25 protein-coding genes and 1 riboswitch are annotated in these 23,777 nt (G+C 54.6%); of the genes, 7 read left to right on the forward strand and 18 right to left on the reverse strand.

The features are described 5' to 3' along the window. Nucleotides 1-74: 74 nt before the first annotated feature. From F3J29_RS10965 to moaA, 6 genes are all read right to left on the reverse strand, one after another. Nucleotides 75-785: a Bax inhibitor-1/YccA family protein gene (locus tag F3J29_RS10965; protein WP_008456273.1), complete on the reverse strand. Its 711-nt coding sequence runs from the start codon at nucleotides 783-785 to the stop codon at nucleotides 75-77. A 90-nt stretch (nucleotides 786-875) separates the two neighbouring features. Further along, nucleotides 876-1,328, reverse strand: a complete 453-nt coding sequence (gene moaE / locus F3J29_RS10970) for a molybdopterin synthase catalytic subunit MoaE (RefSeq protein ID WP_166866077.1) — start codon at nucleotides 1,326-1,328, stop codon at nucleotides 876-878. Further along, nucleotides 1,329-1,574, reverse strand: a complete 246-nt coding sequence (gene moaD / locus F3J29_RS10975) for a molybdopterin synthase sulfur carrier subunit (RefSeq protein WP_166866078.1) — start codon at nucleotides 1,572-1,574, stop codon at nucleotides 1,329-1,331. After that, nucleotides 1,567-2,052, reverse strand: a complete 486-nt coding sequence (gene moaC, locus F3J29_RS10980; protein WP_166866079.1) for a cyclic pyranopterin monophosphate synthase MoaC — start codon at nucleotides 2,050-2,052, stop codon at nucleotides 1,567-1,569. The genes moaD and moaC overlap by 8 nt, the downstream gene beginning before the upstream one ends. A gap of 3 nt (nucleotides 2,053-2,055) precedes the next feature. Further along, the gene (gene moaB / locus F3J29_RS10985) at nucleotides 2,056-2,568 is read right to left on the reverse strand and encodes a molybdenum cofactor biosynthesis protein B (RefSeq protein ID WP_166866080.1); all 513 of its coding nucleotides are present in this window, start codon (nucleotides 2,566-2,568) and stop codon (nucleotides 2,056-2,058) included. Nucleotides 2,569-2,592: 24 nt separating this feature from the next. Next, nucleotides 2,593-3,615 carry a GTP 3',8-cyclase MoaA gene (gene moaA, locus F3J29_RS10990; RefSeq protein WP_166866082.1) on the reverse strand — a complete coding sequence of 341 codons (1,023 nt, stop codon included), beginning with the start codon at nucleotides 3,613-3,615 and terminating at the stop codon, nucleotides 2,593-2,595. Further along, a riboswitch (molybdenum cofactor riboswitch) is annotated at nucleotides 3,571-3,705 on the reverse strand. It overlaps the preceding gene by 45 nt. 208 nt (nucleotides 3,706-3,913) lie before the next feature. On the opposite strand from moaA, the gene yvcK reads away from it, so the two are divergent. Beyond that, entirely contained in the window at nucleotides 3,914-4,822 is a 909-nt protein-coding gene (yvcK, locus tag F3J29_RS10995) for a uridine diphosphate-N-acetylglucosamine-binding protein YvcK (RefSeq protein WP_166866084.1), read from the forward strand. Between the two features lie 10 nt (nucleotides 4,823-4,832). Here the strand turns inward: yvcK and uvrB are convergent, their stop codons facing one another. After that, nucleotides 4,833-6,848, reverse strand: coding sequence for an excinuclease ABC subunit UvrB (gene uvrB, locus F3J29_RS11000; protein ID WP_166866086.1), 2,016 nt, complete (start codon nucleotides 6,846-6,848; stop codon nucleotides 4,833-4,835). 789 nt (nucleotides 6,849-7,637) lie between these two features. On the opposite strand from uvrB, the gene F3J29_RS11005 reads away from it, so the two are divergent. After that, nucleotides 7,638-8,348, forward strand: coding sequence for an ABC transporter ATP-binding protein (locus tag F3J29_RS11005; RefSeq protein WP_166866088.1), 711 nt, complete (start codon nucleotides 7,638-7,640; stop codon nucleotides 8,346-8,348). 12 nt (nucleotides 8,349-8,360) lie between these two features. On the opposite strand, the gene F3J29_RS11010 is transcribed toward F3J29_RS11005, so the two are convergent. The 5 genes from F3J29_RS11010 to bioB form a co-directional block, all read right to left on the reverse strand. Beyond that, on the reverse strand, nucleotides 8,361-8,879 hold the full coding sequence (locus F3J29_RS11010; RefSeq protein WP_166866090.1) for a helix-turn-helix transcriptional regulator: 519 nt from the start codon (nucleotides 8,877-8,879) through the stop codon (nucleotides 8,361-8,363). A 452-nt stretch (nucleotides 8,880-9,331) separates the two neighbouring features. Then, complete coding sequence (bioD, locus tag F3J29_RS11020) at nucleotides 9,332-10,015, reverse strand: dethiobiotin synthase (protein ID WP_166866094.1); 684 nt, start codon at nucleotides 10,013-10,015, stop codon at nucleotides 9,332-9,334. After that, nucleotides 10,008-10,766, reverse strand: coding sequence for a malonyl-ACP O-methyltransferase BioC (bioC, locus tag F3J29_RS11025; protein WP_166866096.1), 759 nt, complete (start codon nucleotides 10,764-10,766; stop codon nucleotides 10,008-10,010). The genes bioD and bioC overlap by 8 nt, the downstream gene beginning before the upstream one ends. Continuing rightward, a complete protein-coding gene (gene bioF / locus F3J29_RS11030) occupies nucleotides 10,750-11,901 on the reverse strand; it encodes an 8-amino-7-oxononanoate synthase (RefSeq protein WP_166866097.1) in 1,152 nt (383 codons plus the stop codon). Before bioF ends, bioC begins: the two co-directional genes overlap by 17 nt. Continuing rightward, nucleotides 11,898-12,938 (reverse strand): biotin synthase BioB, encoded by a 1,041-nt coding sequence (gene bioB / locus F3J29_RS11035; RefSeq protein WP_166866099.1) that lies wholly within the window; start codon nucleotides 12,936-12,938, stop codon nucleotides 11,898-11,900. The genes bioF and bioB overlap by 4 nt, the downstream gene beginning before the upstream one ends. An 89-nt stretch (nucleotides 12,939-13,027) precedes the next feature. Between bioB and bioA the strand changes: the two genes are divergently transcribed. From bioA to F3J29_RS11050, 3 genes are all read left to right on the forward strand, one after another. Further along, entirely contained in the window at nucleotides 13,028-14,314 is a 1,287-nt protein-coding gene (gene bioA, locus F3J29_RS11040) for an adenosylmethionine--8-amino-7-oxononanoate transaminase (protein WP_166866101.1), read from the forward strand. 162 nt (nucleotides 14,315-14,476) lie between these two features. Beyond that, nucleotides 14,477-14,716, forward strand: coding sequence for a hypothetical protein (locus F3J29_RS11045; RefSeq protein ID WP_166866103.1), 240 nt, complete (start codon nucleotides 14,477-14,479; stop codon nucleotides 14,714-14,716). Between the two features lie 145 nt (nucleotides 14,717-14,861). After that, nucleotides 14,862-16,142, forward strand: coding sequence for a putative acyl-CoA thioester hydrolase (locus F3J29_RS11050; RefSeq protein ID WP_166866105.1), 1,281 nt, complete (start codon nucleotides 14,862-14,864; stop codon nucleotides 16,140-16,142). Nucleotides 16,143-16,198: 56 nt separating this feature from the next. On the opposite strand, the gene pgl is transcribed toward F3J29_RS11050, so the two are convergent. Continuing rightward, nucleotides 16,199-17,197 (reverse strand): 6-phosphogluconolactonase, encoded by a 999-nt coding sequence (gene pgl / locus F3J29_RS11055; RefSeq protein ID WP_166866107.1) that lies wholly within the window; start codon nucleotides 17,195-17,197, stop codon nucleotides 16,199-16,201. Between the two features lie 128 nt (nucleotides 17,198-17,325). Here pgl and F3J29_RS11060 point away from each other — a divergent pair, with 128 nt between their 5' ends. Then, a complete protein-coding gene (locus F3J29_RS11060; RefSeq protein ID WP_166866109.1) occupies nucleotides 17,326-18,156 on the forward strand; it encodes a pyridoxal phosphatase in 831 nt (276 codons plus the stop codon). On the opposite strand, the gene modC is transcribed toward F3J29_RS11060, so the two are convergent. The 5 genes from modC to F3J29_RS11085 all read right to left on the reverse strand — a co-directional run bounded on the left by modC (nucleotide 18,157) and on the right by F3J29_RS11085 (nucleotide 22,674). Then, a complete protein-coding gene (modC, locus tag F3J29_RS11065) occupies nucleotides 18,157-19,215 on the reverse strand; it encodes a molybdenum ABC transporter ATP-binding protein ModC (protein ID WP_166866111.1) in 1,059 nt (352 codons plus the stop codon). It abuts the gene before it with no gap. Then, the gene (gene modB, locus F3J29_RS11070; RefSeq protein WP_008456216.1) at nucleotides 19,215-19,907 is read right to left on the reverse strand and encodes a molybdate ABC transporter permease subunit; all 693 of its coding nucleotides are present in this window, start codon (nucleotides 19,905-19,907) and stop codon (nucleotides 19,215-19,217) included. The genes modC and modB overlap by 1 nt, the downstream gene beginning before the upstream one ends. Beyond that, nucleotides 19,904-20,680: a molybdate ABC transporter substrate-binding protein gene (gene modA, locus F3J29_RS11075; protein WP_166866113.1), complete on the reverse strand. Its 777-nt coding sequence runs from the start codon at nucleotides 20,678-20,680 to the stop codon at nucleotides 19,904-19,906. Before modA ends, modB begins: the two co-directional genes overlap by 4 nt. A gap of 187 nt (nucleotides 20,681-20,867) precedes the next feature. Continuing rightward, a complete protein-coding gene (locus F3J29_RS11080; RefSeq protein ID WP_008456213.1) occupies nucleotides 20,868-21,020 on the reverse strand; it encodes an AcrZ family multidrug efflux pump-associated protein in 153 nt (50 codons plus the stop codon). A gap of 91 nt (nucleotides 21,021-21,111) precedes the next feature. Further along, complete coding sequence (locus F3J29_RS11085) at nucleotides 21,112-22,674, reverse strand: AbgT family transporter (RefSeq protein ID WP_166866115.1); 1,563 nt, start codon at nucleotides 22,672-22,674, stop codon at nucleotides 21,112-21,114. Between the two features lie 299 nt (nucleotides 22,675-22,973). Here F3J29_RS11085 and modE point away from each other — a divergent pair, with 299 nt between their 5' ends. Continuing rightward, nucleotides 22,974-23,765, forward strand: a complete 792-nt coding sequence (gene modE, locus F3J29_RS11090) for a molybdenum-dependent transcriptional regulator (protein ID WP_166866117.1) — start codon at nucleotides 22,974-22,976, stop codon at nucleotides 23,763-23,765. The last annotated feature ends 12 nt before the right edge of the window (nucleotides 23,766-23,777 follow it).

Here is a 23,777-nt window from a genome sequence, read left to right on the forward strand (position 1 = left end):
AGGTAAAAGTCGCGCGAGGAAAAGCAAAACTGCGGGGAAAACTCCCTCCCCGCAAAGGAGAGGGAATGCGGAGATTAGCGGCGGTTACCGAAGATACGCAGCAGCATCAGGAACAGGTTGATGAAGTCCAGATACAGCGTCAGGGCACCCAGAATCGAGTACTTACGCAGCATTTGCGCGTCGCGGGTATCAATTTGCTCGCCGATGTTTTTCAGTTTCTGCGTGTCATAAGCGGTCAGGCCGACAAACACCACCACGCCGATGTAGGTGATGGCCCACATAAGCGCATCGCTTTTCAGCCAGAAGTTAACCAGCGAAGCCAGTACAATCCCGATCAGCGCCATAAACAGCATGTTGCCGAAGCCGCTCAGGTCACGTTTGGTGGTATAGCCATAGAGGCTCATGGCACCAAACATTCCGCCCGCCACCACAAACGTGCTGGCGATGGACGAATAGGTATAAACCAGGAAAATGCTCGCCATGGTCAACCCGGTCAGCGCCGAGTAAAGCATAAACAGCGACGTCGCCACGCCAGCGCTCAGCTTGTGCACCATGCCGGAGAGCACAAAGACCAGCCCCAGCTGAACGATGATCAGACCAAAGAAAGTGATTTTACTGGAGAAGACAAACTCCATCACCGCCGGGGTATTCGCCGCGTACCACGCGATAAAGGCGGTTAAAAGTAGACCGCAGGTCATCCAGCCGTAAACTTGCGCCATAAAGGTCTGAAGACCGGTATTGGCACGCTGGACGATAGTCTCATTGGGACGCGGGAATCGGTCCATGATGCTTCCTCTGTGTTGTGAATTAAGCTTCTAACGCGAGCTGTTTGGCTCACCCGCTTTAAGATTAACACATCCAGCAGACCGCGTAGCCTACCAGCGTTTAGCCGCCTGCCTATCGCTGTCCCGGGCTTCGACCCAGCGGTCACCTTCGGCGGTTGCTTCACGTTTCCAGAACGGGGCGCGGGTTTTTAGATAATCCATGATGAACTGAGCGGCTTCAAACGCCGAACTGCGGTGTGCGCCCGTCACGCCGACAAAGACGATTTCATCGCCGGGCCACAGCTCGCCGATGCGGTGAATCACCGTCACGCGCTGCAGCGGCCAACGGCTTCTGGCCTCGGCGACAATTTCCGCCAGCGCTTTTTCGGTCATTCCCGGATAATGCTCCAGCGTCAGGGCGCTAACGCTGTCGCCAAGGTTATGATTGCGAACTTTACCGGTAAAGGTCACAACCGCACCGTCTTCATCGCACTGAGAAAGCCACTGATACTCTTCGCCGACGTTGAAACTCTCGCGGCCAACAAGGATACGGGTGCTGTCCACTTAACCTCCGGTCACCGGTGGGAAAAAGGCCACTTCGTCGCCTTTCGCCAGCGGGTGATCAAAGCTCACCAGCGTTTGATTAACCGCGGCCAGCAGCTTGCCGGACTCCAGCGCCAGCGCCCAGCGGCTGCCTCTGTCGGCCAAGGCCGCACGCAGCTGCTCCACATCACCGTAAGCTTCATCCAGCGTCAGGCTATCGCAGCCGACCAGTTCGCGTACCTGGGCAAAAAACAGAATATTAAGCATCGTTTTCCACCTTAAAATCGCCGGATTTTCCGCCGCTCTTTTCCAGCAGGCGCACCGGGCCGATGACCATATCTTTTTGTACGGCTTTGCACATATCATAAATGGTCAACGCGGCAACGGAGGCCGCAGTCAATGCCTCCATTTCAACACCGGTTTTTCCCGTCAGGCGGCACACGGACTCGATGCGAACGCGGTTTTGCTCAACCTGAGCCTCAAGCTGCACTTCTACTTTGCTCAGTAAAAGCGGATGGCACAGCGGAATCAGTTCCCAGGTGCGCTTAGCGGCCTGGATCCCCGCGATACGCGCGGTGGCAAAAACGTCACCTTTGTGGTGACTGCCGTCGACAATCATCTTCAGCGTTTCCGGCAGCATGGTTACAAACGCTTCGGCGCGGGCCTCACGTACCGTCTCAGCCTTGGTGGACACATCCACCATATGTGCTTCCCCGGCAGCGTTAATATGGGTCAAATACGACATAACTTACTTCTTAATATGTGGGTGGAAATTGCAAGGGCGCTGACGGGCATCCAGTTGAGGCTGAATGATATTTTCCCAGGCGGTTCGGCAAGCCTTCGTTGAACCCGGCATGGCGAAAATCAGCGTTTTGTTAGCCATTCCGGCAACGGCACGAGACTGCAGCGTAGAAGTGCCAATCTCTTCAAACGAGAGCATACGAAACAGCTCGCCAAAGCCTTCAACTTCCCGGTCAAACAGCGGGAGAAGCGCCTCCGGCGTCTGATCTCCGTCGGTAAATCCGGTTCCGCCGTTGATCAACACCACCTGAACCTGCTCATCGGCAATCCACTGCGAAACTGCGGCCCGGATAGCATAACGGTTTTCTTTGACGATAGATTTGTCTACCACCTGATGCCCCGCTTCCGTGGCGACCTCGCTCAGATAGTGGCCCGAAGTGTCATCATCTTCACCACGACGGCTGGAAACCGTCAAAATAGCAATACGTGCCGGGATAAACTCTGCGCTTACCTGACTCATCGATATTCTCCTTGTGGGCAGGCTCTAGCCGCCGATATACGACAGATTTTGGGTGATGCCGGTATTACCGTCATGCAGGAAATGGGTTTGCTTTTTCTGCGCCAGCGCGGAAGAGATACGCCCTTCCAGCTCGCTTTGCTGGGCGTCATTCGCCAACAGATCGCGCAGCGCAATCCCCTGCTCACCAAACAGGCAGAGGTGCAGGTTGCCGACTGACGAAACTCGCAGCCGGTTGCAGCTGGCACAGAAATCTTTCTCATACGGCATGATGAGCCCGATTTCCCCTTGATAGTCGGGATGGCAGAACACCTGAGCGGGGCCATCGCTCCGCTGGCGAAGCTGGTGTACCCAGCCCCGCTCAAGCAGCTGGTCGCGAATCGTTTTACCGGAAATATGGTGTTTGCGGAAAAGCGAGCCGCCGTCGCCGGTTTCCATCAGCTCAATGAAGCGGAGCTGGATAGGGCGAGGCTTAATCCAGGCGAGGAAGGTCTCGAGCTGATTGTGGTTGACGTCGCGCATCAGCACGGTATTCACTTTTACCCGCTCAAAACCCGCGCTGAAAGCCGCGTCAATGCCTTCCATCACCTGCCGAAATTTATCCTGCCCGGTGATGGCATGAAACTGACGGGCATCCAGGCTGTCGACGCTGACGTTGAGGGCGGTGAGCCCCGCGTCACGCCAGGCGTTAACATCCCGAGCCAGGCGATAGCCGTTAGTCGTCACCGCAAGCTGGCGAATAGACGCGTTTTCACGCACCGCGGCGATGATCTCGGTAAAGTCGCGGCGCAAAGAAGGTTCCCCGCCGGTCAGGCGCACCTTTTCGGTTCCCAGGGCGGCAAAAGCCCGGGTAACGCGGCGGATTTCATCGACGTTGAGGAAGCTTTTATTGGCCACCCCGTGCGGCTTATAGCCATCGGGCAGGCAATAGCTGCAGCGAAAGTTGCAGACGTCGGTAATTGATAAGCGCAAGTAATAGAACTTACGCGCAAAAGCATCGGTAAGCTGGGACACTGAATACACCTTTCCAAATACGGGAGATGCAGTCATTTCTTCCTGCACCCTGGCAACCTTAGAGGCTGCGGCCAGGGCACCTTATCTTGTGACTTAGGTACCAGGGCTTGAGTGTGTGTTACTGCGATAGTAGCGCGACATCTGGCTTCGCGCTATATCAGTTTTCGCTATATAAATCCATACATAACGAGATAATTGCTTAATTTCGCTACAGAGTACTTAAAAAGCTAACTTTTACTTTGATGTGCATCATTATCCACGGAGCAAGAATCGTCTTTTTGGCACTTTTACGCTACCTTAAGCGCCTGTATGCCTCTTAAGGATTATCTTTTCTATGCGTAATCGCACGCTTGCAGATCTTGATCGGGTTGTCGCTCTCGGCGGTGGACACGGCCTGGGTCGCGTCATGTCATCCCTGTCCTCCCTCGGCTCACGTTTAACCGGCATCGTTACCACCACCGACAACGGCGGTTCAACCGGACGCATTCGACGCTCTGAGGGCGGGATTGCCTGGGGAGATATGCGCAACTGCCTGAACCAGCTGATCACCGAACCAAGCGTGGCATCAACAATGTTTGAGTACCGTTTTGGCGGTAACGGCGAACTTTCCGGACATAACCTCGGAAACCTGATGTTAAAAGCGCTGGATCACCTCAGCGTGCGCCCTCTGGAGGCAATCAATTTAATTCGTAACCTGCTGAAGGTTGATGCGCAGCTGATTCCGATGTCGGAACATCCGGTCGATTTAATGGCAACCGACGACCAGGGCAACGCCGTTTATGGCGAAGTGAGTATCGACCAGTTGCTCAATCCACCGCAGGATCTGACGGTCTACCCAAAAGTCCCCGCCACGCGTGAAGCCTTAGAGGCCATCGCTGAAGCCGATTTAATTTTGATTGGCCCCGGCAGTTTTTACACCAGCCTGATGCCAATTCTGCTGCTTGAAGAGATGGATCAGGCGCTGCGCCGCACGCCAGCACCCATGGTGTATATCGGCAACCTGGGCAAAGAGCTAAGCCCCGCTGCAGCCGGCCTTTCCCTGCGCCAAAAACTTGAGTGGATGGAACAGCATATTGGAAAACGCGTTATCGATGCTGTGTTGGTTGGCCCGCAGGTAGACGTCAGCGAAGTGGGCGACAGGTTGGTTATTCAACAGCCGCTGGAAGCCAGCGATATAAAGTATCGCCATGACCGCCAGCTGCTGCGAGCAGCCCTTGAGCATGCCGTGCAGCAGCTCGGGTAACCCTTGCCGCTTATGAGGCGGCGATAAACAGTTGGCGCAGCTTGTGGAGCTGGTCGCGAATCTGTGCCGCCTCTTCAAACTCCAGGTTCTGCGCGTGTTCCAGCATCTTCGTTTCAAGCTGATGAATTTTCTGCTGCAGCGCTTTCGGGGTCAGCACAACTTCATCATCTTCAATCACGCTGCGTGCTTTGGTTTTAACCCGTCCCTTGGTCTTCGCCATGCCTTCGCCAAGCTGCAGAACGTCCACGACTCGTTTGTTCAGACCCTGCGGCGTGATGCCATTTTCTTCGTTGTAGCGCTGCTGCTTCTCACGGCGGCGTTCGGTTTCACCAATCGCTTTGGCCATTGAAGGCGTGATTTTATCGCCGTAGAGAATCGCCTTGCCGTTAACGTTACGCGCCGCACGACCAATGGTCTGAATAAGTGACCGTTCGGAACGCAGAAAGCCTTCTTTGTCCGCATCCAGAATCGCGACCAGCGACACTTCCGGCATATCAAGGCCTTCTCGCAGCAGGTTGATCCCCACCAGGACGTCAAATTCACCGAGACGTAAATCGCGGATAATCTCCATGCGCTCGACGGTGTCAATATCCGAGTGCAGATAGCGGACGCGTTCACCGTGCTCTTCCAGATATTCGGTCAGGTCTTCCGCCATCCGCTTGGTTAACGTCGTCACCAGCACGCGTTCATTGATGGCCACACGCTTACGAATTTCTGAAAGCAAATCGTCCACCTGCGTTGCCACCGGACGCACTTCAATCACCGGATCGAGCAGCCCCGTAGGACGAACAACCTGGTCAATGATGTCCTCGCCGGATTTTTCCAGCTCATAGTTGCCTGGCGTCGCTGAAACGTAGATGGTCTGCGGGGCCAGCGCTTCAAACTCTTCAAATTTTAACGGGCGGTTATCCAGCGCCGACGGCAGGCGGAAACCGTATTCCACCAGCGTTTCTTTACGGGCGCGGTCGCCACGATACATGCCGCCAATTTGCGGGATGGTAACGTGGGATTCATCCACGACTAACAGGCCATCGGCCGGAAGATAGTCAAACAGCGTCGGAGGCGGTTCACCAGGCCCTCGCCCGGACAGGAAGCGAGAGTAGTTTTCAATGCCCGAGCAGTAACCCAGCTCGTTCATCATCTCGAGGTCAAACTGGGTACGCTGAGCAATGCGCTGTTCTTCCAGCAGCTTATTATTGGCCAGCAGGAATTTGCGGCGATCGGCAAGCTCAACTTTGATGTCTTCCATCGCCTGCACAATACGCTCGCGCGGCGTCACGTAATGCGATTTAGGGTAGATGGTAAAACGCTGAATAGTTTGATCGATTTGCCCGGTAAGAGGATCGAACAAAGACAGTCTTTCCACTTCTTCATCGAACAGTTCAACACGCAGCGCGAGGTCGTCTGATTCTGCCGGGAAAATGTCGACAACTTCCCCTCTCACGCGGAACGTACCTCGCTGGAAAGCCTGATCGTTACGCGTATATTGCAGCTCCGTGAGGCGACGCAGGATCGCCCGCTGATCGATAATCATTCCCTTCGTCAGGTGAAGCATCATCTTCAGGTATAAGTCCGGATCGCCCAGACCGTAGATCGCCGACACCGATGCCACCACGATGACGTCCCGTCGCTCAAGCAGCGCTTTGGTTGCCGACAGACGCATCTGCTCAATGTGCTCGTTCACCGAGGCATCTTTTTCAATGAAGGTGTCCGAACTCGGCACATAAGCTTCAGGCTGATAGTAATCGTAGTAAGAGACAAAAAACTCAACGGCGTTATCAGGGAAAAACTCTTTCATTTCGCCGTAAAGCTGCGCCGCCAGCGTTTTATTCGGCGCCAGCACCATCGTGGGGCGCTGAAGATCGGCTATCACGTTTGCCACCGTGAAGGTTTTACCCGACCCCGTTACCCCCAGCAGCGTCTGGTGCGCCAGCCCGTTTTCAAGACCGTCTTTCAGGTGAAGGATAGCTTCAGGCTGGTCGCCTGAAGGCTTAAATGCGGAATTCAGTTTGAACGCTTTACTCATGAACGGGCTACCTGATGAAGAAACGAGCGGGCCGGAGAGTAATTTTACCCGGCAGCAGGAATTTTGCCAGTAGAAAAACTGTATAAAACACCAGTTCTCATTTTTACTACGCCTGCTAACAACTGCTTTTTACCACTTTGTTTACCCACAATTTGCCCCTTCGCCAGATAAATCTCCAGCCGTGACCGGTTATCCCCAAATTTTTTCGCCTTTTAACATTTGTCAAGGGAGGTAAGGATACCTCTGGCCGAATGTTTGACAGTTTTATTGCAGCTGTTGCTTTTATTTAACAATTTGAATTCAAATGAATATTTCACAAAGACCGGTTTCGCGCCAATTTGGCCGCAGGCCGCGCCCGCTCTCGCTTTCGTCAAGTTTTCTAACTCTAATGCACAAGGTTATCCACAGGAATGGTGGATAACTGCATCCAGCCCTTTTGCTTAGCCACTCGGAAAAAGCCCTGATCTTTCTGTGCCAGAGGCGAAAAAAAAATTTCGCTAAATTTTTTGCTTTTATTCATTCGATTTCGCTATACCCGGCCATATTGAGCAAGATCCCGAAATCGAGATATATCCTGAGGTTAAAAGGCGTTTTCTTGCACCAAATTCGCTCTTTTTAGCACCTGTCGGGTGCAGCTAAGCTCAGCCTTACGCACCGGTTTCAGCCTTTCAGGGAACAGATACTCAGTTTTATCCTGAAGAGCACGATGCTTTCAGGCGTTATCACCAAGCTGGCAAGCTAATTGCAGCATATCGATGGGGAAACAACTCCCCACTAAGGAGATGAGCCATGCTTAGCTTACGCGCTGTTAATCAGTTCTACGGTGATAATCACATATTGTGGAACCTTGACCTCGAACTGACCCCGGGAGAATGCACCTGCGTGCTTGGCGCACCGGGCCAGGGAAAAACCACGCTCGTAAACTGCATTACCGGCTATCTACCGGTAAAAAGCGGCAGCATGCTGTGGCAGCAGGCGGGTCAGCCGCCGGAAGATCTGGTGAACAAACCCGTTGAGCGCCGGGCAGCGCTCGGTATCGGCTATGTTCCACAGGACAGGCGCATATTCTCTCAGCTTAGCGTTGAGGAAAACCTTCAGATAGCCATGATGGCGGGTCATCAGTCGCCTCGGGTCATTCCTGCGCTGATTGATGACCTGTTTCCCGAACTCTACGGCCTGAGGCAGGTAAAAAGTGGCGAACTCGGCGGAGATATGCAGCAGCAGTTAGCGCTTGCTCGTGCTCTGGTCTTAGAGCCAAAGCTGCTGATCCTGGATGAGCCCACTCTCGGCGGAGGGCATCGGTTTATCACGGAAATGGGCAACCTGATTCGGCGCTTAAACCATGATTTCGGGTTGACTATTCTGCTGGTTGAACAGCGACTGTCGTTCATACGCCGGGTTGCAGACAAGTTTTGCCTGCTGCATAAAGGCCGAAATGTCGCGCAAGGGAATGTATCTCAACTGGACGACAAGCTCATTGCAGGCTGGCTTGAACCCTGAGCAAGGTCTCTGCTAGAGGTTTTTCAGCTTAGCCTGAAATGCTGGATTGAGATCCGTCATCGCGCGATGCAGGTTGCACTGCCGGGTCACTTTGGCGATATCCAGCAGAGGCGAAGGTATGGCCTTCACGCCTGAGCTGTCCATCCAGCGTAAAACCGCTTCGAGATGCCATAGTGCTGTTTTCCCGTCATGTACCGGGGCTGGAAATGCCTCCCGTGAAACCATCACTTTACGAATATACTGCCGGGATACGCCGAGCAGTTCCGCTACGTCACTCAACCCTACTAAATCAGGGGCTGCTTCAACCAATAAGGCGCCAGGAATAATACCTGAAACGTCCTTCAGCGCACTCAGCACGGCTTCTTCTGCAGTGTCGGACTCGCGGATGAAAGTCAGGGCAATACGCCCCGTCACACCGATGCCAATAAGGGCATCATCACACCCTCCTGCTCCCAGCGCAGCAACCCACTTCTCCGGATCTTTTTTCCCTTTAGCTAGGGTAAAAACAAGCGTGAATGTGTATTCCGCCATGGTGCCTTCTCCTTGTTAATGCAGGACGCTACGCGATGCTCTATTGGCGCATCCATCCACAAGCCTGCGAATTTGTCTGGCATGGTTCTCTGCGTTGCGAGGCGTGCTCCAGATACAGCTGATGCAAAACTCTCCGCACCGGCATGTTTTATCGTTCCACGGGCAATAAATCTTTCCCCAGCAATACGAACCGCCCTCTTTCACCCGCCATCCCTGAAATTCCGCGTAGCTTAACGCCGCCTCTATCTCTTTTTGCGGGTGCCGTTTTCTTGCCATATCTCCTCCGGCTAAAAAAGCATCTCATAAAAGTTGTCATGTGACAACCAGGAATGTGAAATACTCTATAGACGTTATTGCCTGGAAAAAATCTTTGTCTTTGGGGGAAATGTTAAAGCGAGAGCCAGCCCGAGGGTTCACTGCGGGCGTGGCTTTTATTACAGTCGGCTTGCGGCTTAGATCGTAATAGTGGAGAGATTGAGGTACTGGCCAAGCTCGGTTTGATCGCTAATGTCCTCAAGCCAGGGGATCTCTCCCAGCAGCGGGGCCGGCAGCCGTTGTTTCAGCGTGGCAAGATATTCCGCGTGCCTTTTCCCTGCGGGTTGAACGCCGTTTGCTATCCAGCCAGCCAGCGGTAAACCGGCGGCCAGCACCGCCTGCGCGGTGAGCATTGCATGATTAATGCAGCCAAGCTTCACGCCCACCACCAAAATGACCGGCAGTTGTTCGCTGATGGCCCATTCGGCAAATGTCGTGGTGTCAGACAGCGGGGTAAACCAGCCTCCCGCCCCTTCAACCTGAACCCAGTCGGCTTTTCCGGCAAGGTTCCTGAAGCCTTCAGACATAGCAGAAAAAGTGATCGGGCGCTGCTCTTCGGCACTGATGATGTGCGGGGAGGTTGGCTCAAGAAAAGCCAGCGGATTGATCTCCTCATATGGCAATTTGACCGAGCTATTGCGCTGCAGCGCTAACGCGTCACTATTACGAATACCTTCCGGCGTCATTTCACTGCCAGAGGCCACGGGCTTATAGCCCACAGAGCGATACCCGGCAGTATTTGCCGCCTGGAGCAGCGCGCAGCTGGCGACGGTTTTGCCTACTTCGGTGTCGGTGCCGGTCACAAACCATTTTTTAATCACGTTCAATTACTCCAAAGATTATCTGCCAGCTAAGAGAGAACTGCCCGCCTTCCCGGGGCCACGCCGCGCTCAGCCGCTGCAGTTGTCCACGCGTCAACAAAGTATTTTTGCGGCCATCGTGCAAATGTGTTGCCCCAACGCCTTTTAACGAACGCATGGCGCTCATGACGTCAGGAAAATGCTGGCTGACCGTGCGGCAGGTTAATTCGGTCCGCCACGGGCGACACGCTTGTTCAATTTCGGCCACGGATAAAAACTGGTTGGCATGCGCCCGCTCGTCTATTCCACGCCAGGCCTCGTGCAGTTCAGGCAGTGAACCTGCCGCAAGCGTAGTAAATGCAATGCACCCACCCGGTTTTGTCACGCGGTAAAGCTCGGATAAACCTTGCTGCAGATCGCTGCACCACTGAATGGCAAGATTACTCCAGGCCAGATCTACCCGATCGTTCGCCAACGGAATAGACTCGATATCCCCCTCAAGAAAACGATGCGCCGACTGGGTTTGCTGGCACCGCTCAAGCATCGCTTTCGAGATGTCCAGCGCCAGCACTTCGCTTCCTCTTTCCCGCCAGATTCGGCTGTACCAGCCGGTGCCGCAGCCTGCATCCAGCACGCTTACTGCGCGGCGGTTTTCCAGTTCAGCCAGCAGATTATCGCCGCAGATACGCTGCAACTCGGCGAAGCGCTCATAGCTGCCTGCCGCCCGGCTAAACGCAGCAGCGACGGCGGCTTTATCAACAACCTGCGTCATAAAGGGCCTCCAGCAAAGCGTCTATATCACCAGAAGTATGCGCTGCCGTGAGGGTGATACGTAGGCGAGCGCTGCCGGGGGGAACGGTAGGTGGGCGAATGGCCGTTAGCCAGAACCCCCGCTCTTTCAGGCGGGAGGCGAGATCCAGCGTACGCTGATTCTCACCCACTATCAGAGGTTGTATCGCGCTAGCTGATTCCGCCAGATTTAGCGAGAGCCGGGCGGCCCCCTGCCGAAAACGCAGAATATTTTCAGTGAGCCTTGCTCTGTAGTCATCGCCCCGCTGAACCACCTTTAACGCGACCTGAAGCGAAACTGCCTGCGCCGGCGGCATAGCGGTGCTGTATATCAAGTGGCGGGCAAACTGCAGCAGGTAAGTTGCAACATCTTCACTGCACAATACCGCCGCGCCGCTGCCGCCAAAGGCTTTACCGAAAGTCACGACCAGAATATCTGGTTTGATTTTTTGCAGGTCACAGCTGCCACGCCCTTCGTCGCCAAGGACACCAATGCCGTGCGCGTCATCGACCATTAGCCAGCTGCCAGCTTGTCTTGCGGCCTGTGCTATTTCAGGCAGCGGCGCGCAATCCCCGTCCATACTGAAAATGCCTTCGGTAAGAACAAGCTGTTCACCTTCATGCGGTTTACCAAGCTGCGCGGCAAGGGCCTGAACGTCGTTGTGATGAAATCTGCGTAGCTGAGCCGGGCTTTGTATCGCCGCTTCCATCATTGAGGCATGGCAAAGTTTATCGGCGATAAGCGTGTCCGTTTTTTGCGCCAGCGCGGAGATCACCGCCTGGTTTGCGCTGTAGCCGGAGATAAACAACAGCGCTCGCTCAAAACCGAGCCAGTCCGCCAGCTGTTCCTCAAACTCCTCATGTGCACGGCTATACCCCGTGACGTGGCCAGACCCGCCGCTGCCAACGCCGAACTGCGTCGCGCCTTTTTGCCAGGCTTCTACAATCTGTGGGTGGTGACTCAGTCCCAGGTAATCGTTGCTGGAAAAATTCAAATATTCCCGACCGTTGGCCGAAAAAATACGCCCGTTACCGAGCGCATTGGCCTGTCGGGTGCGCAGACTTGTGCTGGCCCGCCGTTCGCTTAAAGCCCGAGAGATTCGCTGTGGCCAGCTCATACCGCCGCCGCGTTGTAATAATTGTCGGTATCGGCGTTCAGGATCTGCCCGGCAAGCTGTTCCTGCTGTTCGTTGTCGCCCATTTCGGTGGTGGTTTGCTGCGGATTAAGCCCAAGCTTGCGGAAAAGCTGCAGATCTTTGTCCTCTTCCGGGTTCGGCGTCGTCAGCAGTTTGCAGCCGTAGAAAATGGAGTTTGCCCCGGCCATAAAACACATCGCCTGCGTCTGCTCGCTCATCTGCTCGCGGCCTGCGGAAAGGCGCACGTAGGAAGCTGGCATCATAATGCGGGCCACCGCGATGGTACGAATAAAATCAAAGGCATCCACATCTTCGTTATCCGCCAGAGGCGTGCCTTTAACTTTCACCAGCATATTGATAGGTACGCTTTCTGGTGGCGTGGGCAAATTCGCCAACTGCAGCAGCAAACCAGCGCGGTCGGTGACAGTTTCACCCAGACCGACAATCCCACCGGAGCAGACTTTGATTCCCGCATCACGAACTTTATCCAGGGTGTCCAGACGTTCCTGATAGGTTCGGGTCGTGATGATGTTGCCGTAGAATTCCGGCGAAGTGTCCAGATTATGGTTGTAATAATCCAGTCCAGCGGAGGCCAGACGCTGCGCCTGTTCATTGGTCAACGTACCGAGCGTCATACAGGTTTCCAGCCCCATAGCACGCACGCCCTGCACCATCTGCTCAAGATAGGGCATATCGCGCTCATGCGGGTTCTTCCAGGCGGCCCCCATACAAAAACGGGTCGAACCTGCGTTTTTAGCCTTGCGGGCGGAGTCCAGCACCTGCTCAACTTCCATCAGGCGTTCAGCCTCCAGGCCGGTTTTATAGCGGGCGCTTTGTGGGCAATATTTACAGTCTTCCGGACAAGCACCGGTTTTTATAGACAACAAGGTGCTGACCTGTACCTGTCGGGGATCGAAATGCTGGCGATGCGTTTGCTGGGCTTCAAACAGCAAATCCAACAAAGGTTTTTGAAATAAAGCAGTGACCTGCGACATTGTCCAGCGTGCGTGGTGAGCCATGGGGCCTCTCCAAAAAGGGTGTTATGGGAAATCGATTGACGTTATACTTGTAAACCTAAATGTTTTTCAAATGGTTTACAAGTCACCCTATGACCCCTGATGATTTAGCGTTCGACCAGCGACATATCTGGCACCCGTACACCTCAATGAGCCAGCCGCTCCCGGTTTATCCCGTTGTGGCCGCGGCGGGCTGTGAGCTGCAGCTGGCTGACGGGCGCATGCTCGTCGACGGCATGTCGTCCTGGTGGGCGGCTATTCATGGCTACAACCACCCGCGACTGAATCAGGCCATGAAACGCCAGATTGATAGCATGTCGCACGTGATGTTCGGCGGTATTACGCACCCGCCTGCCGTTGAGCTGTGCCGCAGGCTGGTAGAGATGACGCCTGCCTCGCTGGAATGTGTGTTTCTGGCGGACTCCGGTTCGGTCGCCGTCGAGGTCGCCATGAAAATGGCGCTGCAGTACTGGCACGCAAAGGGCCAGCCTCGCCAGCGTTTTCTGACCTTCCGCAATGGCTATCACGGCGATACCTTCGGCGCGATGTCGGTCTGCGATCCCGATAACTCCATGCACAGCCTGTGGCAGGGCTATTTGCCTGAACATCTTTTTGCACCTGCTCCGCAGTGTGGCTTTGGCGAAGAGTGGAACGAGATGGATATCGTGCCGTTTGCCCGGCTGATGGCCGCCCATCGCGAAGAGATTGCCGCCGTTATTCTGGAGCCTGTCGTCCAGGGCGCGGGGGGCATGCGTTTTTACCACCCTGAATGGCTGCGCCGCCTCCGCCGCATGTGCGACCGGGAGGGGATTTTGCTGATTGCCGACGAGATCGCGACAGGTTTTGGCCGCACCGGGAAACTGTTTGCCTGCGACCACGCCGGCATTTCGCCGGACATTATGTGCCTCGGCAAAGCGCTAACCGGCGGCACAATGACGCTCTCCGCAACGCTTGCCACCCGCCATGTCGCAGAAACCATCAGCGACGGTGAAGCCGGGTGCTTTATGCACGGCCCTACTTTTATGGGGAACCCGCTCGCCTGCGCGGTTGCCAGCGAAAGCCTGGCGCTCCTGGCAGATGGAGACTGGCCACAGCAGGTTCAGGCGATTGAACATCAGCTTCGGGAAGGTTTGCTGCCGCTGACGGCGAACGAAAACGTAGCCGACGTGCGCGTACTGGGCGCTATTGGCGTGGTGGAAACACGCAGGCCTGTGGATATGGCTGCTTTACAACGTTTCTTTGTCGAACAGGGTGTGTGGATTCGTCCGTTTGGCCGCCTGATTTATCTGATGCCGCCTTATATCATCGGCCCGGCACAGTTGGATAAATTAATTGTGGCCGTCGCGCAGGCGGTAAAAAATCCTGAGTTTTTCCGCTAGCTTCTGTTTCAATCGGACCGGTATAGCTTGCCGGTCTGGTCTGCCCCTCGCTAATCAATTTCTGGCATTAATTTACACAAATCAATCCAGTTAAGTTATTAATCTCTTCCCGTCTCGCTGCCGATTAACCTTTCACCAGACTCATATCACAGAGAGACCGAAATGAAGAGAACCTTTGTACTCAGCTTCTGCCTGATAGCAGGCAGCGCCTTTGCCGACACAGGCTCGCCCCAGTTAAAGGCAGAGTCACAGTCAGTGATCCGTCAGGCAGGTTATCAGTGTGATACCGTGAACAGCGTGTACCCCGCCGCATTCGGGGGTTCACTTACCGTCTCCTGCGACGATGACCACAAATTTATTATTCGCAAAAAGAACGGCCAGTACACAGTAGAAAAAGAATAACAAAACGCTTTTTCATCGCCGAAAAATACCCTCTTCCCCCTTTCTGAAGCCGATTTGCACAATCGGCTTCCCGTTTCGCTCAACTTAGTATAAAAAGTCAGGCTTTGAGATAACCCTCTATTCCACCGTACAGCAAGGAGCAACCTTGAACACATTATCGGTTTCTCGTCGCGCCGCAGCCCTGGCTTTCGCAATGGCGCTGAGTGCATGTAGCTCAACCCCACCCCAGGACAAACCGTCGACTCAGGCGGCGCCGGGAACCCAGTCCCGACCGATTCTGGCGGCTGACGAAGTACAGAATTTTGTCGCAGCGCGCTACTTCACCGCGATGAACCCAAATGAAGCGCCGTGGACACCGTCCTCGATTCGCACGCCTCAGCAGCCTGATTTTGTGGTTGGCCCCGCCGGTACGCCTGGCGTCACCCACACATCCGTCCAGGCTGCGGTGGACGCGGCTATCATCAAGCACAGCAGCTCTCGCCTGTATATCGCCATTATGCCGGGTCAATATGAAGGTACGGTGTATATTCCTGCGGCTTCCGGTAGCGTGACGCTGTACGGTACCTCTGGCAACGCAGACGATGTCAAAATCGGCCTGACGCTGGACTCTGAAACCGACCCGACAACCTGGCGTCGCACCGTCAACCCGGGCGGGAAATACATGCCAGGAAAACCCGCCTGGTATATGTTTGATAACTGCCAGAGCCGCCGTGGCGCAACCGTGGGCGTGATGTGTTCCGCTGCCGTCTGGTCACAGAATAATGGCCTGCAGCTCCAGAACCTGACCATCCAGAACACCCTGGGTGACAGCGTGGACGCCGGTAATCACCAGGCCGTGGCGCTGCGCAGCGATGGCGATAAAGTACAGCTGAATAACGTTCACCTGCTGGGCCGTCAGAACACCTTCTTCGTCACCAATAGCGATGTTCAGAACCGCATGTTGACCAATCGTCAGCCGCGCACGCTGGTAACCAACAGCTACATCGAAGGTGATGTGGATGTGGTTGCAGGTCGCGGTGCCGTGGTGTTTGATAACACCGATTTCCGCCTGGTGAACAGCCGCACCAAAGAAGGTTCCGTGTTCGCACCAGCCACGCTGCCAAACATCTACTACGGCTTCCTGGCAATCAACAGTCGCTTTACCGCAGCCGGTGATGCGCAATTGGGTCGCTCATGGGACTTAGCCGGTGAAAACGGCCAGGCAGCAAATGGCCAGGTGGTGATCCGCGACAGCGTGATCAATGAAGGTTTCAACACGGCTAAACCGTGGGGCGATGCGCTGGAGTCTAAGCGTCCGTTCGCCGGCAACGTTGGCACTAAAGACGAGAAAGGCGCGATCAAACGCGATCTGAATGACCCGAGCTTCAACCGCATGTGGGAGTTCAATAACCGCGGCGTAGGCAGTCCGGTCGTCGAAGAGAAGTAATTTTTAGTTCAGTAAGAAAAAACCTCGCCGCGGCGAGGTTTTTTTATGGCTGACAATCAGTGTGCGTTAATCACAACCCACATTGGGCCCTGCCCAACCGCATAGCGGCCTTTTTCTTCCAGCAGCCCCTGCTCGCCGTTAATTTTGTACACAGCGGCATGATGGGATTTCTGCCCGACGGCAACCAGGTACTTACCGCTGTGGTCAACGTTGAAGCCGCGAGGCTGCTCTTCCGTAGGCTGGTAGCCTTCGATGTTCAGTACGCTGCCGTCTTCGGAAACGCTGAATACGGTAATAATGCTGGCGGTTCGGTCACAGGCATAAAGATGGCGACCGTCCGGCGTGATGTGGATATCGGCAGCCCAGCGGGTTCCGGTGAAACCTGGCGGCATAAAGTCCAGCTTCTGTACACACTCAATGTTGCCGTGCGGGTCGCGCAGTTCCCAGACATCCACGGTGCTGTTCAGCTCGTTCACGCAGTATGCATACTGCTGATTCGGGTGAAACGCCATGTGGCGCGGGCCTGCACCCTCAACCGTTGTGACCTCAGCAGGCGTTTGTGCCACCAGCTTGCCGTCATCGGACAGCGTGAACAGGCAAATACGATCCTGCTTCAACGCTGGCGTCCAGAGCGTGCGGTTGTCCGGGGAGATATTCGCCGAGTGACAGCCATCCAGCCCGTCAACCACATCAACGGTTTCGCCCGGCAGACCATCGTTTTCAAGGCTAATCACCGCCACGTTTGCCGCGTTGTATGACGCGCTGAACAGGAAACGGCCTTTGCGGTCGGTAGAGATATGGGTCGGACTGCCCGGCAAAGGTGCGACGCCAGCTTCGGTCAGAGAGCCATCATCCGGCGTAATGCGGTAAGCCACTACGCGAAACTCGGGGCGTACGCCAACGTACAGGAAGCGTTTATCCGGGCTGATAACCATCGGCTGAACTTGCCCTGGGGCATCAACCACCTGCACAAGGCTCATTTCACCGCTGGCATGCAGCGTCCAGACGTGGATCTGCTGGCTTTCCGGGCTGGCGGTATAGACTGTCTGTTTCATGACTTTACTTTCCTCCTGACGTCGTAAGTAAGCATCATAAGGCCGGCTCACGGCGCGAGCTATTTTGCGCTTCAGCGTGAGCGGTGTACCATCGGAACGAACCTTATGAATAATGACTGGAACCCTAAATGAGTTATCGCGTAATTGCTCTCGATCTCGACGGCACCCTGCTGACCCCGCAAAAAACTATTCTTCCGGAGTCCATTACGGCCCTTCAGCAAGCTCGAGAAGCGGGCGTGAAAGTGGTTATCGTAACGGGTCGCCATCATGTCGCCATACATCCTTTTTATCAGGCACTGGCTCTGGATACACCTGCAATTTGCTGCAATGGCACTTATTTGTATGATTATCATGCAAAAAAGGTTCTGGCGTCCGATCCTCTTCGCCAGGAACAGGCCGCACAAATGGTAGATTTACTGACAGCTCACCAGGTCCATGGCCTGATGTACGTCGACGATGCAATGCTCTATCTCGAAAGCTCAGAGCACGTTAAAGCCCACGTCGCCCGCACCCAAACATGGGCGCAATCATTACCTGAACACCAGCGCCCGGTTTTCCGCAGCGTGCCTTCACTCAAAGAAGCCGCTCAGGATGTAGAGGCTATCTGGAAATTCGCCCTGACGGATTCAGACATTCCCAGGCTCAAACAGTTTACCGTTGAGGTCGAGCGCGAACTGGATCTCTCCTGCGAGTGGTCATGGCACGATCAGGTTGACGTCGCCCAGCGTGGCAACAGTAAGGGCGCCCGCCTGGCTCAGTGGGTAGCGTCTCAGGGACTGTCCATGGATCAAGTGATTGCGTTTGGCGACAACTACAACGATCTGAGCATGCTGGAAAGCGCCGGAATGGGCGTCGCGATGGGCAATGCCGACGACGCGATAAAATCCCGTGCCGCTATGACTATCGGCACGAATCTGGAAACCGGCATCGCCGAAACGCTTTATAAGTACGTGCTGTAATCAAGTTGCGATCGACACGCTTTTCACTTGCGCATACAGCCACTGGCCGGGTTTTACCGCCAGTTCGTCCCGGGCCCAGGGGCTGATGCGCGCCCACAGCGTGCGGGAACCCACTTCGAGCTGAACCTCCACCTGCCCTTCGTCATCAAAACATTGAGCAACCTTTGCCCGTAGCACGTTGCGAATGCTGCTGTTAACCGGCGGTTGAAGTACCAGCGAGACGTCAGAGGCCTGGATGCGAATGCGCAGCGGGGACTGCACGGGTTTGTCGATTTTGTTCACCCACAGATGCTGATCGCCAAGCGCCAGCGCCGTCATGGCGTAATGAGGATGATGCTCAAGCACGGTCACTTTCAGCACGCTGCTTTGCTGCTCTTTAGGCAGCCACGGATGCATCACGCTGCTGCCCCAAACCTCTTCAAGGTTACCAAACGCTTTAACATTTCCCGCATCCAGCACCAGCACTTTATCCGCCAGATGTAAGATTTCCTCCAGCGAGTGGCTGACGTACAGCATGGGAATGTTGATCTCGCGGGCAAGCCGCTGGAGATAAGGCAACAATTCACGTTTACGGGGGATGTCAAGCGAAGCAAGCGGCTCGTCCAGCAGCAGCAGCTCCGGCGCGGTCAGAAGTGCCCGCCCAATGGCAACGCGCTGTTTTTCACCGCCGGAAAGGCTCCAGGGAAAACGCTCCAGCAACGCTTCTATACCGAGCAATGCCACCAGCTTGTCAAACTGACCAGCCATACTTTTTGCCATACCGTATTTTAAATTGCCGCGAACTCGGTAATGCGGGAACAGGCGCGCATCCTGAAAGACATAGCCCACCCGGCGTTTTTCCGGCGGCAGATAAAGCTGTTTTTCGGCATCGGTCAGGACGCGATCGTTCAGCACTATACGTCCCTGCTCAGGCTTAGTCAGGCCGCTAATCGCATTAATCAGAGAGGTTTTCCCTGCCCCAGAAACACCAAATACGGCCGTGATGCCTTGGCCTGGCAGCGTTTCATTGATTTCCAGCCGATGTGTGCCCAACGTTTGAACGAAATTAAGTTCCAGCATCAGTTTGCCCCCATACGTTTACGGCTAACTCTCGCCAGCCATTCAGCCACCAGCAGCGAGGCCATCGCCAGGGCGATAGCGATCAGGCACAAACGTGCGGCGGCGCTTTCTCCGCCGGGGGTTTGAATCAGGGTATACATAGCCGAAGGCAGCGTTCGGGTTTCACCGGGAATGTTGGACACAAAAGTAATTGTCGCGCCAAACTCGCCCAGCGAGCGGGCAAAGGCCAGCACGGTACCCGCAATAATACCCGGCAACGTTAACGGCAAAGTAATGGTGCAAAAGACACGCCAGCGCCCTGCGCCCAGCGTTCTGGCGGCCTGCTCAAGACGGAGATCAACCCCTTCCAGCGCAAGGCGGATTGCCCTGACCATCAGCGGGAAAGACATAACCGCCGCCGCCAGCACCGCCCCTCGCCAGCTAAAGGCAAAGGTGATGCCAAACCAGTCATACAGCCAGGCACCAATAAAACCGCGGCGGCCAAAAGCCACCAATAGCAGATAGCCCACCACCACCGGCGGCAGGACTAAGGGAAGATGAATCAGGCTATCGAGCAAGGCTTTGCCCGGGAACCGGCAGCGAACCAGCACCCAGGCAAAGAAGATCCCGACAGGAAGACTGAACAGTACCGCAATAGATGAGACTTTTAGGCTTAGCAGTACCGCCTGCCATTCGGGATCGCTCAATATCATTGTTTCGTCGTAAATCCGTATTTTTGGAAGACTTTCGCCGCTTCCGGTCCTTTCAGATAGCTATAGAACGCGGTCACTGACGGGTTATCGTGGCCTTTCACAATCGCAATCGGGTATTCCACTTTCTTGTGAGAATCTTCCGGGAAGATCCCCACGACTTTTACGCCTTTTCCGGCAACAGCATCAGAACCGTAAACGATGCCCAACGGCGCTTCGTCGCGCTCAACCAGCGCCAGCGCACCACGGACATCTTCCGCCGGAGCAAGTTTACTGGATAAGCTGTCCCATGCCCCCAGCTTTTGCAGCGCCTCTTTGGCGTAAATCCCCGCAGGAACATGATCGGGATCGCCCACGGCCAGACGGCCACCTTTCAGCAGCGATGCCCAGTCGGTTTTCGCATCAATGGTGATGTCGCCCTGCTTGCTGGCAGTCGGCGCGACGACAACCAGGCTGTTACCCAGTAACGTTTCGCGAGTGTCCGTTTTGATGGTGTCTTTCTCAACAGCATAATCCATCCATTTCTGGTCGGCAGAAATAAACAGATCGGCCGGCGCCCCCGCTTCAATCTGGCGAGCCAGCGTGGAGGAAGAGGCAAAAGAAGAAGCGATCTCAACTTTCTTCTCTTTCTGATATTGCGTGGCAATATCCTGCATCGCATTGGTTAACGACGCCGCCGCAAAGACGGTAATTTTACTACTTTCAGCCAGTGCCTGGCCTGCCAGAGAAACAGATAATGCCGCGCCCAGGGCAAGGCGAACCCAACGTTGTTTCATGTTTTCACTCCGTTTGTTTCGTTATGTAACGTGAAATATAACGATTGCAATGCGGAAGATACAGAATTTATCGGCAGAAAGAAGAAGGGCTTTAAAGTTCTTGACGGAGATCAACGGAAAGAGAGTATGTAGAGGGCGCTAAGGCGGCAGAAAGAGAAAACCCGGCAAATGCCGGGCCTTCAGGGAATCAGTGATGCTGTTTCGGCTGTTGGTCGCGATGACCGACTTTTGAAAAGACGTTAAACACTTCACCCAATCCGTAGATGAGACCGAGGATCACTGCCATCACAACCGGCACCATGACCACGGCAAACACCAAGCTTTTCAATAACTCGAACATAGTTGCCTCCGGCAAAAGCGAGAGTGATTATTCTAGCGTCAGTTGAGAAAAACGCACTCTCCTTTTGTGCCATTTGCCCACCCGCCCCGGCTTATCCGGCAGACCAGGTATAAGGAGCCGCAATACCGAGCGGTATTTCAAGCCCCCACCATACCAACAGGAAGAGACTCCAGCTCACCAGGAAGGCAATAGAATAAGGCATCATCATTGATACCAGCGTGCCCACGCCAGCGCCTTTCACATAGCGCTGGCAATAAATCACGATCAGCGGGAAGAACACCATCATCGGCGTGATAATGTTTGTGGAAGAATCTCCGATGCGGAATGCCGCCTGCGTAAGCTCTGGCGATATCCCCACGGCCATAAGCATCGGCACCATAATAGGCGACAGCAGCGCCCATTTTGCCGAAGCCGAACCAATCAGCAGATTAACCAGCGCCGTCAGCAGCACCATACCGGTGATTGTCGCCTCTCCCGGCAGCGCCATGGCTTTCAGGCCGTCCGCCCCCGCCAGCGCCACCAGCGTACCAATATTCGAATCGCTGAAGGCTTTGATAAACAGCGCACAGAAAAACGCCATCACCATATAAGAACCCATTTTGCTCATTGAGTCGTTCATCGCCCCAATGACGTCTTTCCCCGATTTAAAGGTACCTGCCGCAAAACCATAGACAATGCCCGGCAGGATAAAAATAAGGAAGATAAGCGGCACGATTGACTTCATGATAGGCGCGCCGAAGTCGGTTAACGCGCCTTCAGGGCTGCGCAGCGTTGAGCTTTCAGGCCAGGCGGCAGCGGCAAGCCCCAGCAAACTAAGGAGCATCACCAGACCCGCACGACGGAATGCCCGGCTCTCTTCTGGCGTGACGCTGGACATATCTTCATCGTGCTTAAAGTCGCCATCAACCGCCATTTTACTGACACGGGGCTCGACGATTTTCTCCGTCACCCACCAGCCAACCAGAGTAATCAATATTGTTGAGCCGATCCCGAAGAACAGATTACACAGCGTGTTCACGGTATACGTTGAGTCGAGCAGCTGAGCGGCGGCCTGGGTGAAACCTTGCAGCAGCGCGTCGTTCCCGGTTGGCACCATATTGGCCGCAAAGCCACCGGATACGCCGGAAAATGCCGCCGCGATCCCGACTAAAGGATGGCGCCCGGCAGACATAAAAATAATGGCGCCGAGAGGGATCACCAGCACATATCCCGCATCCGCCGCGACGTGGCTAAACATAGCCACGAAAATCAGCATCGGCGTCAGCAGTTTTTTCGGCGTAACGCGCAGCATTTTTTTCAACGCAACGTTAATAAAGCCGGAGCTTTCGGCAACGCCGACGCCCAGCATCGCCACCAGCACAATGCCTAAAGGCGCGAAGCTGGTAAAGGTGGTCACCATCGTAGAAAGCGTGAGCGTTAACGCCTCGGCGGAAAGCAGATTATTAACCTGTACGGCCTGCTGCGTCACCGGGTTTACGATGTCAAACTCCAGCTGCGACAGCACGGCGGAAAGCCCCATCACAACCAGTAAAAAATAGAAGAAAATCAGCGCGGGTTCCGGCAGTCGGTTACCTGCTTTTTCAATGGCATTAAGAAAACCGTTCAGTAAGCGGTTCTCTTTTGCCTCACTTCCTTTTGTTGTCGACGTACTCATTGTTGCCCCCAATACCGACAAATGTCTGTTATGTCATCCAGCGTACGGCAGCGATAATAGAGGTAATGACAAGATGAAACTATTCTTTTAATAAAATTAATATCTAAATAAGACCCAGTTAATAAAAATTAAAATCCAATAAAAAGATAAAATCTGGTTATTAATTCGGTATAACCGAGCGATAGTCATGATATTAGCGCGCCTGGTCAGGAACGATTTGTCCCCTGTCGGCGAACTGATATAATTTCCCCCATGATTACAAAGGGAAACGCTGAGCCGGTTTGCGGCGCGGAGAAACTATGCAGGCTGAAATTTTATTAACGCTGAAACTCCAGCAACGGCTGTTCGCCGACCCGCGACGCATTGCGCTGCTTAAACAAATTCGCCACACGGGCTCCATTAGCCAGGGGGCAAAATTGGCGGGTATCAGTTACAAAAGCGCCTGGGATGCCATTAACGAAATGAACCAGCTGGCAGAATCAAGCCTGGTTGATCGCGCCACCGGCGGTAAAGGCGGCGGCGGTGCCGTACTGACCCGGTACGGTGAGCGCCTTATTCAGCTCTACGATCTGCTCGCGCAAATTCAACAAAAGGCCTTTGATGTTCTACAGGATGACGCCCTGCCTTTAGACAGCCTGCTCGCCGCCATCTCCCGCTTTTCGCTACAAACCAGCGCCCGCAATCAGCTTTTTGGTACCGTGCTAAAACGCGATGACGAACAGGTTCAGCAGCACGTCGATATTTTGCTGGCAGACGGTGAAACTCGTCTGAAAGCCGCGATTACCCGCCAAAGTGCAGAGCGGCTGGGGCTGGACGGAGGCAAAGAAGTACTGGTGCTTATCAAAGCCCCGTGGATAGACGTCACGACTGATGCTGATGCAGCGGGCCAGGCCGATAACCAGTTGCCGGGAAAAGTCAGTAGCATTGAGCAGGGCAAAGAACAAAGTGAAGTGCTGGTTCAACTGGCCGACGGCCAGACGCTGTGCGCCACCCTGCCAAATATCCACGTAGAACAGCAGGCGCTGGCAGAAGGTGCTAAGGTCACAGCATATTTCAATGCAGACAGGGTGATTGTCGCCACACTCTGCTAAAAGTTCGCTTCC

Origin of the sequence: Enterobacter sp. Cy-643 (assembly GCF_011752815.1) — a bacterium.
GTDB lineage: Bacteria > Pseudomonadota > Gammaproteobacteria > Enterobacterales > Enterobacteriaceae > Cedecea.

Coding starts and splice junctions, on each gene's coding strand:
- F3J29_RS11045 (WP_166866103.1), top strand. CDS start 14,477: ATGAAGAGAACCTTTGTACTCAGCTTCTGCCTGATAGCAGGCAGCGCC.
- F3J29_RS10965 (WP_008456273.1), bottom strand. CDS start 785: ATGGACCGATTCCCGCGTCCCAATGAGACTATCGTCCAGCGTGCCAAT.
- F3J29_RS11085 (WP_166866115.1), bottom strand. CDS start 22,674: ATGAGTACGTCGACAACAAAAGGAAGTGAGGCAAAAGAGAACCGCTTA.
- moaC (WP_166866079.1), bottom strand. CDS start 2,052: ATGTCGTATTTGACCCATATTAACGCTGCCGGGGAAGCACATATGGTG.
- bioB (WP_166866099.1), bottom strand. CDS start 12,938: ATGGCTCACCACGCACGCTGGACAATGTCGCAGGTCACTGCTTTATTT.
- pgl (WP_166866107.1), bottom strand. CDS start 17,197: ATGAAACAGACAGTCTATACCGCCAGCCCGGAAAGCCAGCAGATCCAC.
- yvcK (WP_166866084.1), top strand. CDS start 3,914: ATGCGTAATCGCACGCTTGCAGATCTTGATCGGGTTGTCGCTCTCGGC.
- uvrB (WP_166866086.1), bottom strand. CDS start 6,848: ATGAGTAAAGCGTTCAAACTGAATTCCGCATTTAAGCCTTCAGGCGAC.
- bioC (WP_166866096.1), bottom strand. CDS start 10,766: ATGACGCAGGTTGTTGATAAAGCCGCCGTCGCTGCTGCGTTTAGCCGG.
- F3J29_RS11010 (WP_166866090.1), bottom strand. CDS start 8,879: ATGGCGGAATACACATTCACGCTTGTTTTTACCCTAGCTAAAGGGAAA.
- moaB (WP_166866080.1), bottom strand. CDS start 2,568: ATGAGTCAGGTAAGCGCAGAGTTTATCCCGGCACGTATTGCTATTTTG.
- modC (WP_166866111.1), bottom strand. CDS start 19,215: ATGCTGGAACTTAATTTCGTTCAAACGTTGGGCACACATCGGCTGGAA.
- F3J29_RS11080 (WP_008456213.1), bottom strand. CDS start 21,020: ATGTTCGAGTTATTGAAAAGCTTGGTGTTTGCCGTGGTCATGGTGCCG.
- F3J29_RS11060 (WP_166866109.1), top strand. CDS start 17,326: ATGAGTTATCGCGTAATTGCTCTCGATCTCGACGGCACCCTGCTGACC.
- moaA (WP_166866082.1), bottom strand. CDS start 3,615: ATGACTGCATCTCCCGTATTTGGAAAGGTGTATTCAGTGTCCCAGCTT.
- F3J29_RS11005 (WP_166866088.1), top strand. CDS start 7,638: ATGCTTAGCTTACGCGCTGTTAATCAGTTCTACGGTGATAATCACATA.
- moaD (WP_166866078.1), bottom strand. CDS start 1,574: ATGCTTAATATTCTGTTTTTTGCCCAGGTACGCGAACTGGTCGGCTGC.
- modE (WP_166866117.1), top strand. CDS start 22,974: ATGCAGGCTGAAATTTTATTAACGCTGAAACTCCAGCAACGGCTGTTC.
- modA (WP_166866113.1), bottom strand. CDS start 20,680: ATGAAACAACGTTGGGTTCGCCTTGCCCTGGGCGCGGCATTATCTGTT.
- bioF (WP_166866097.1), bottom strand. CDS start 11,901: ATGAGCTGGCCACAGCGAATCTCTCGGGCTTTAAGCGAACGGCGGGCC.
- modB (WP_008456216.1), bottom strand. CDS start 19,907: ATGATATTGAGCGATCCCGAATGGCAGGCGGTACTGCTAAGCCTAAAA.
- bioA (WP_166866101.1), top strand. CDS start 13,028: ATGACCCCTGATGATTTAGCGTTCGACCAGCGACATATCTGGCACCCG.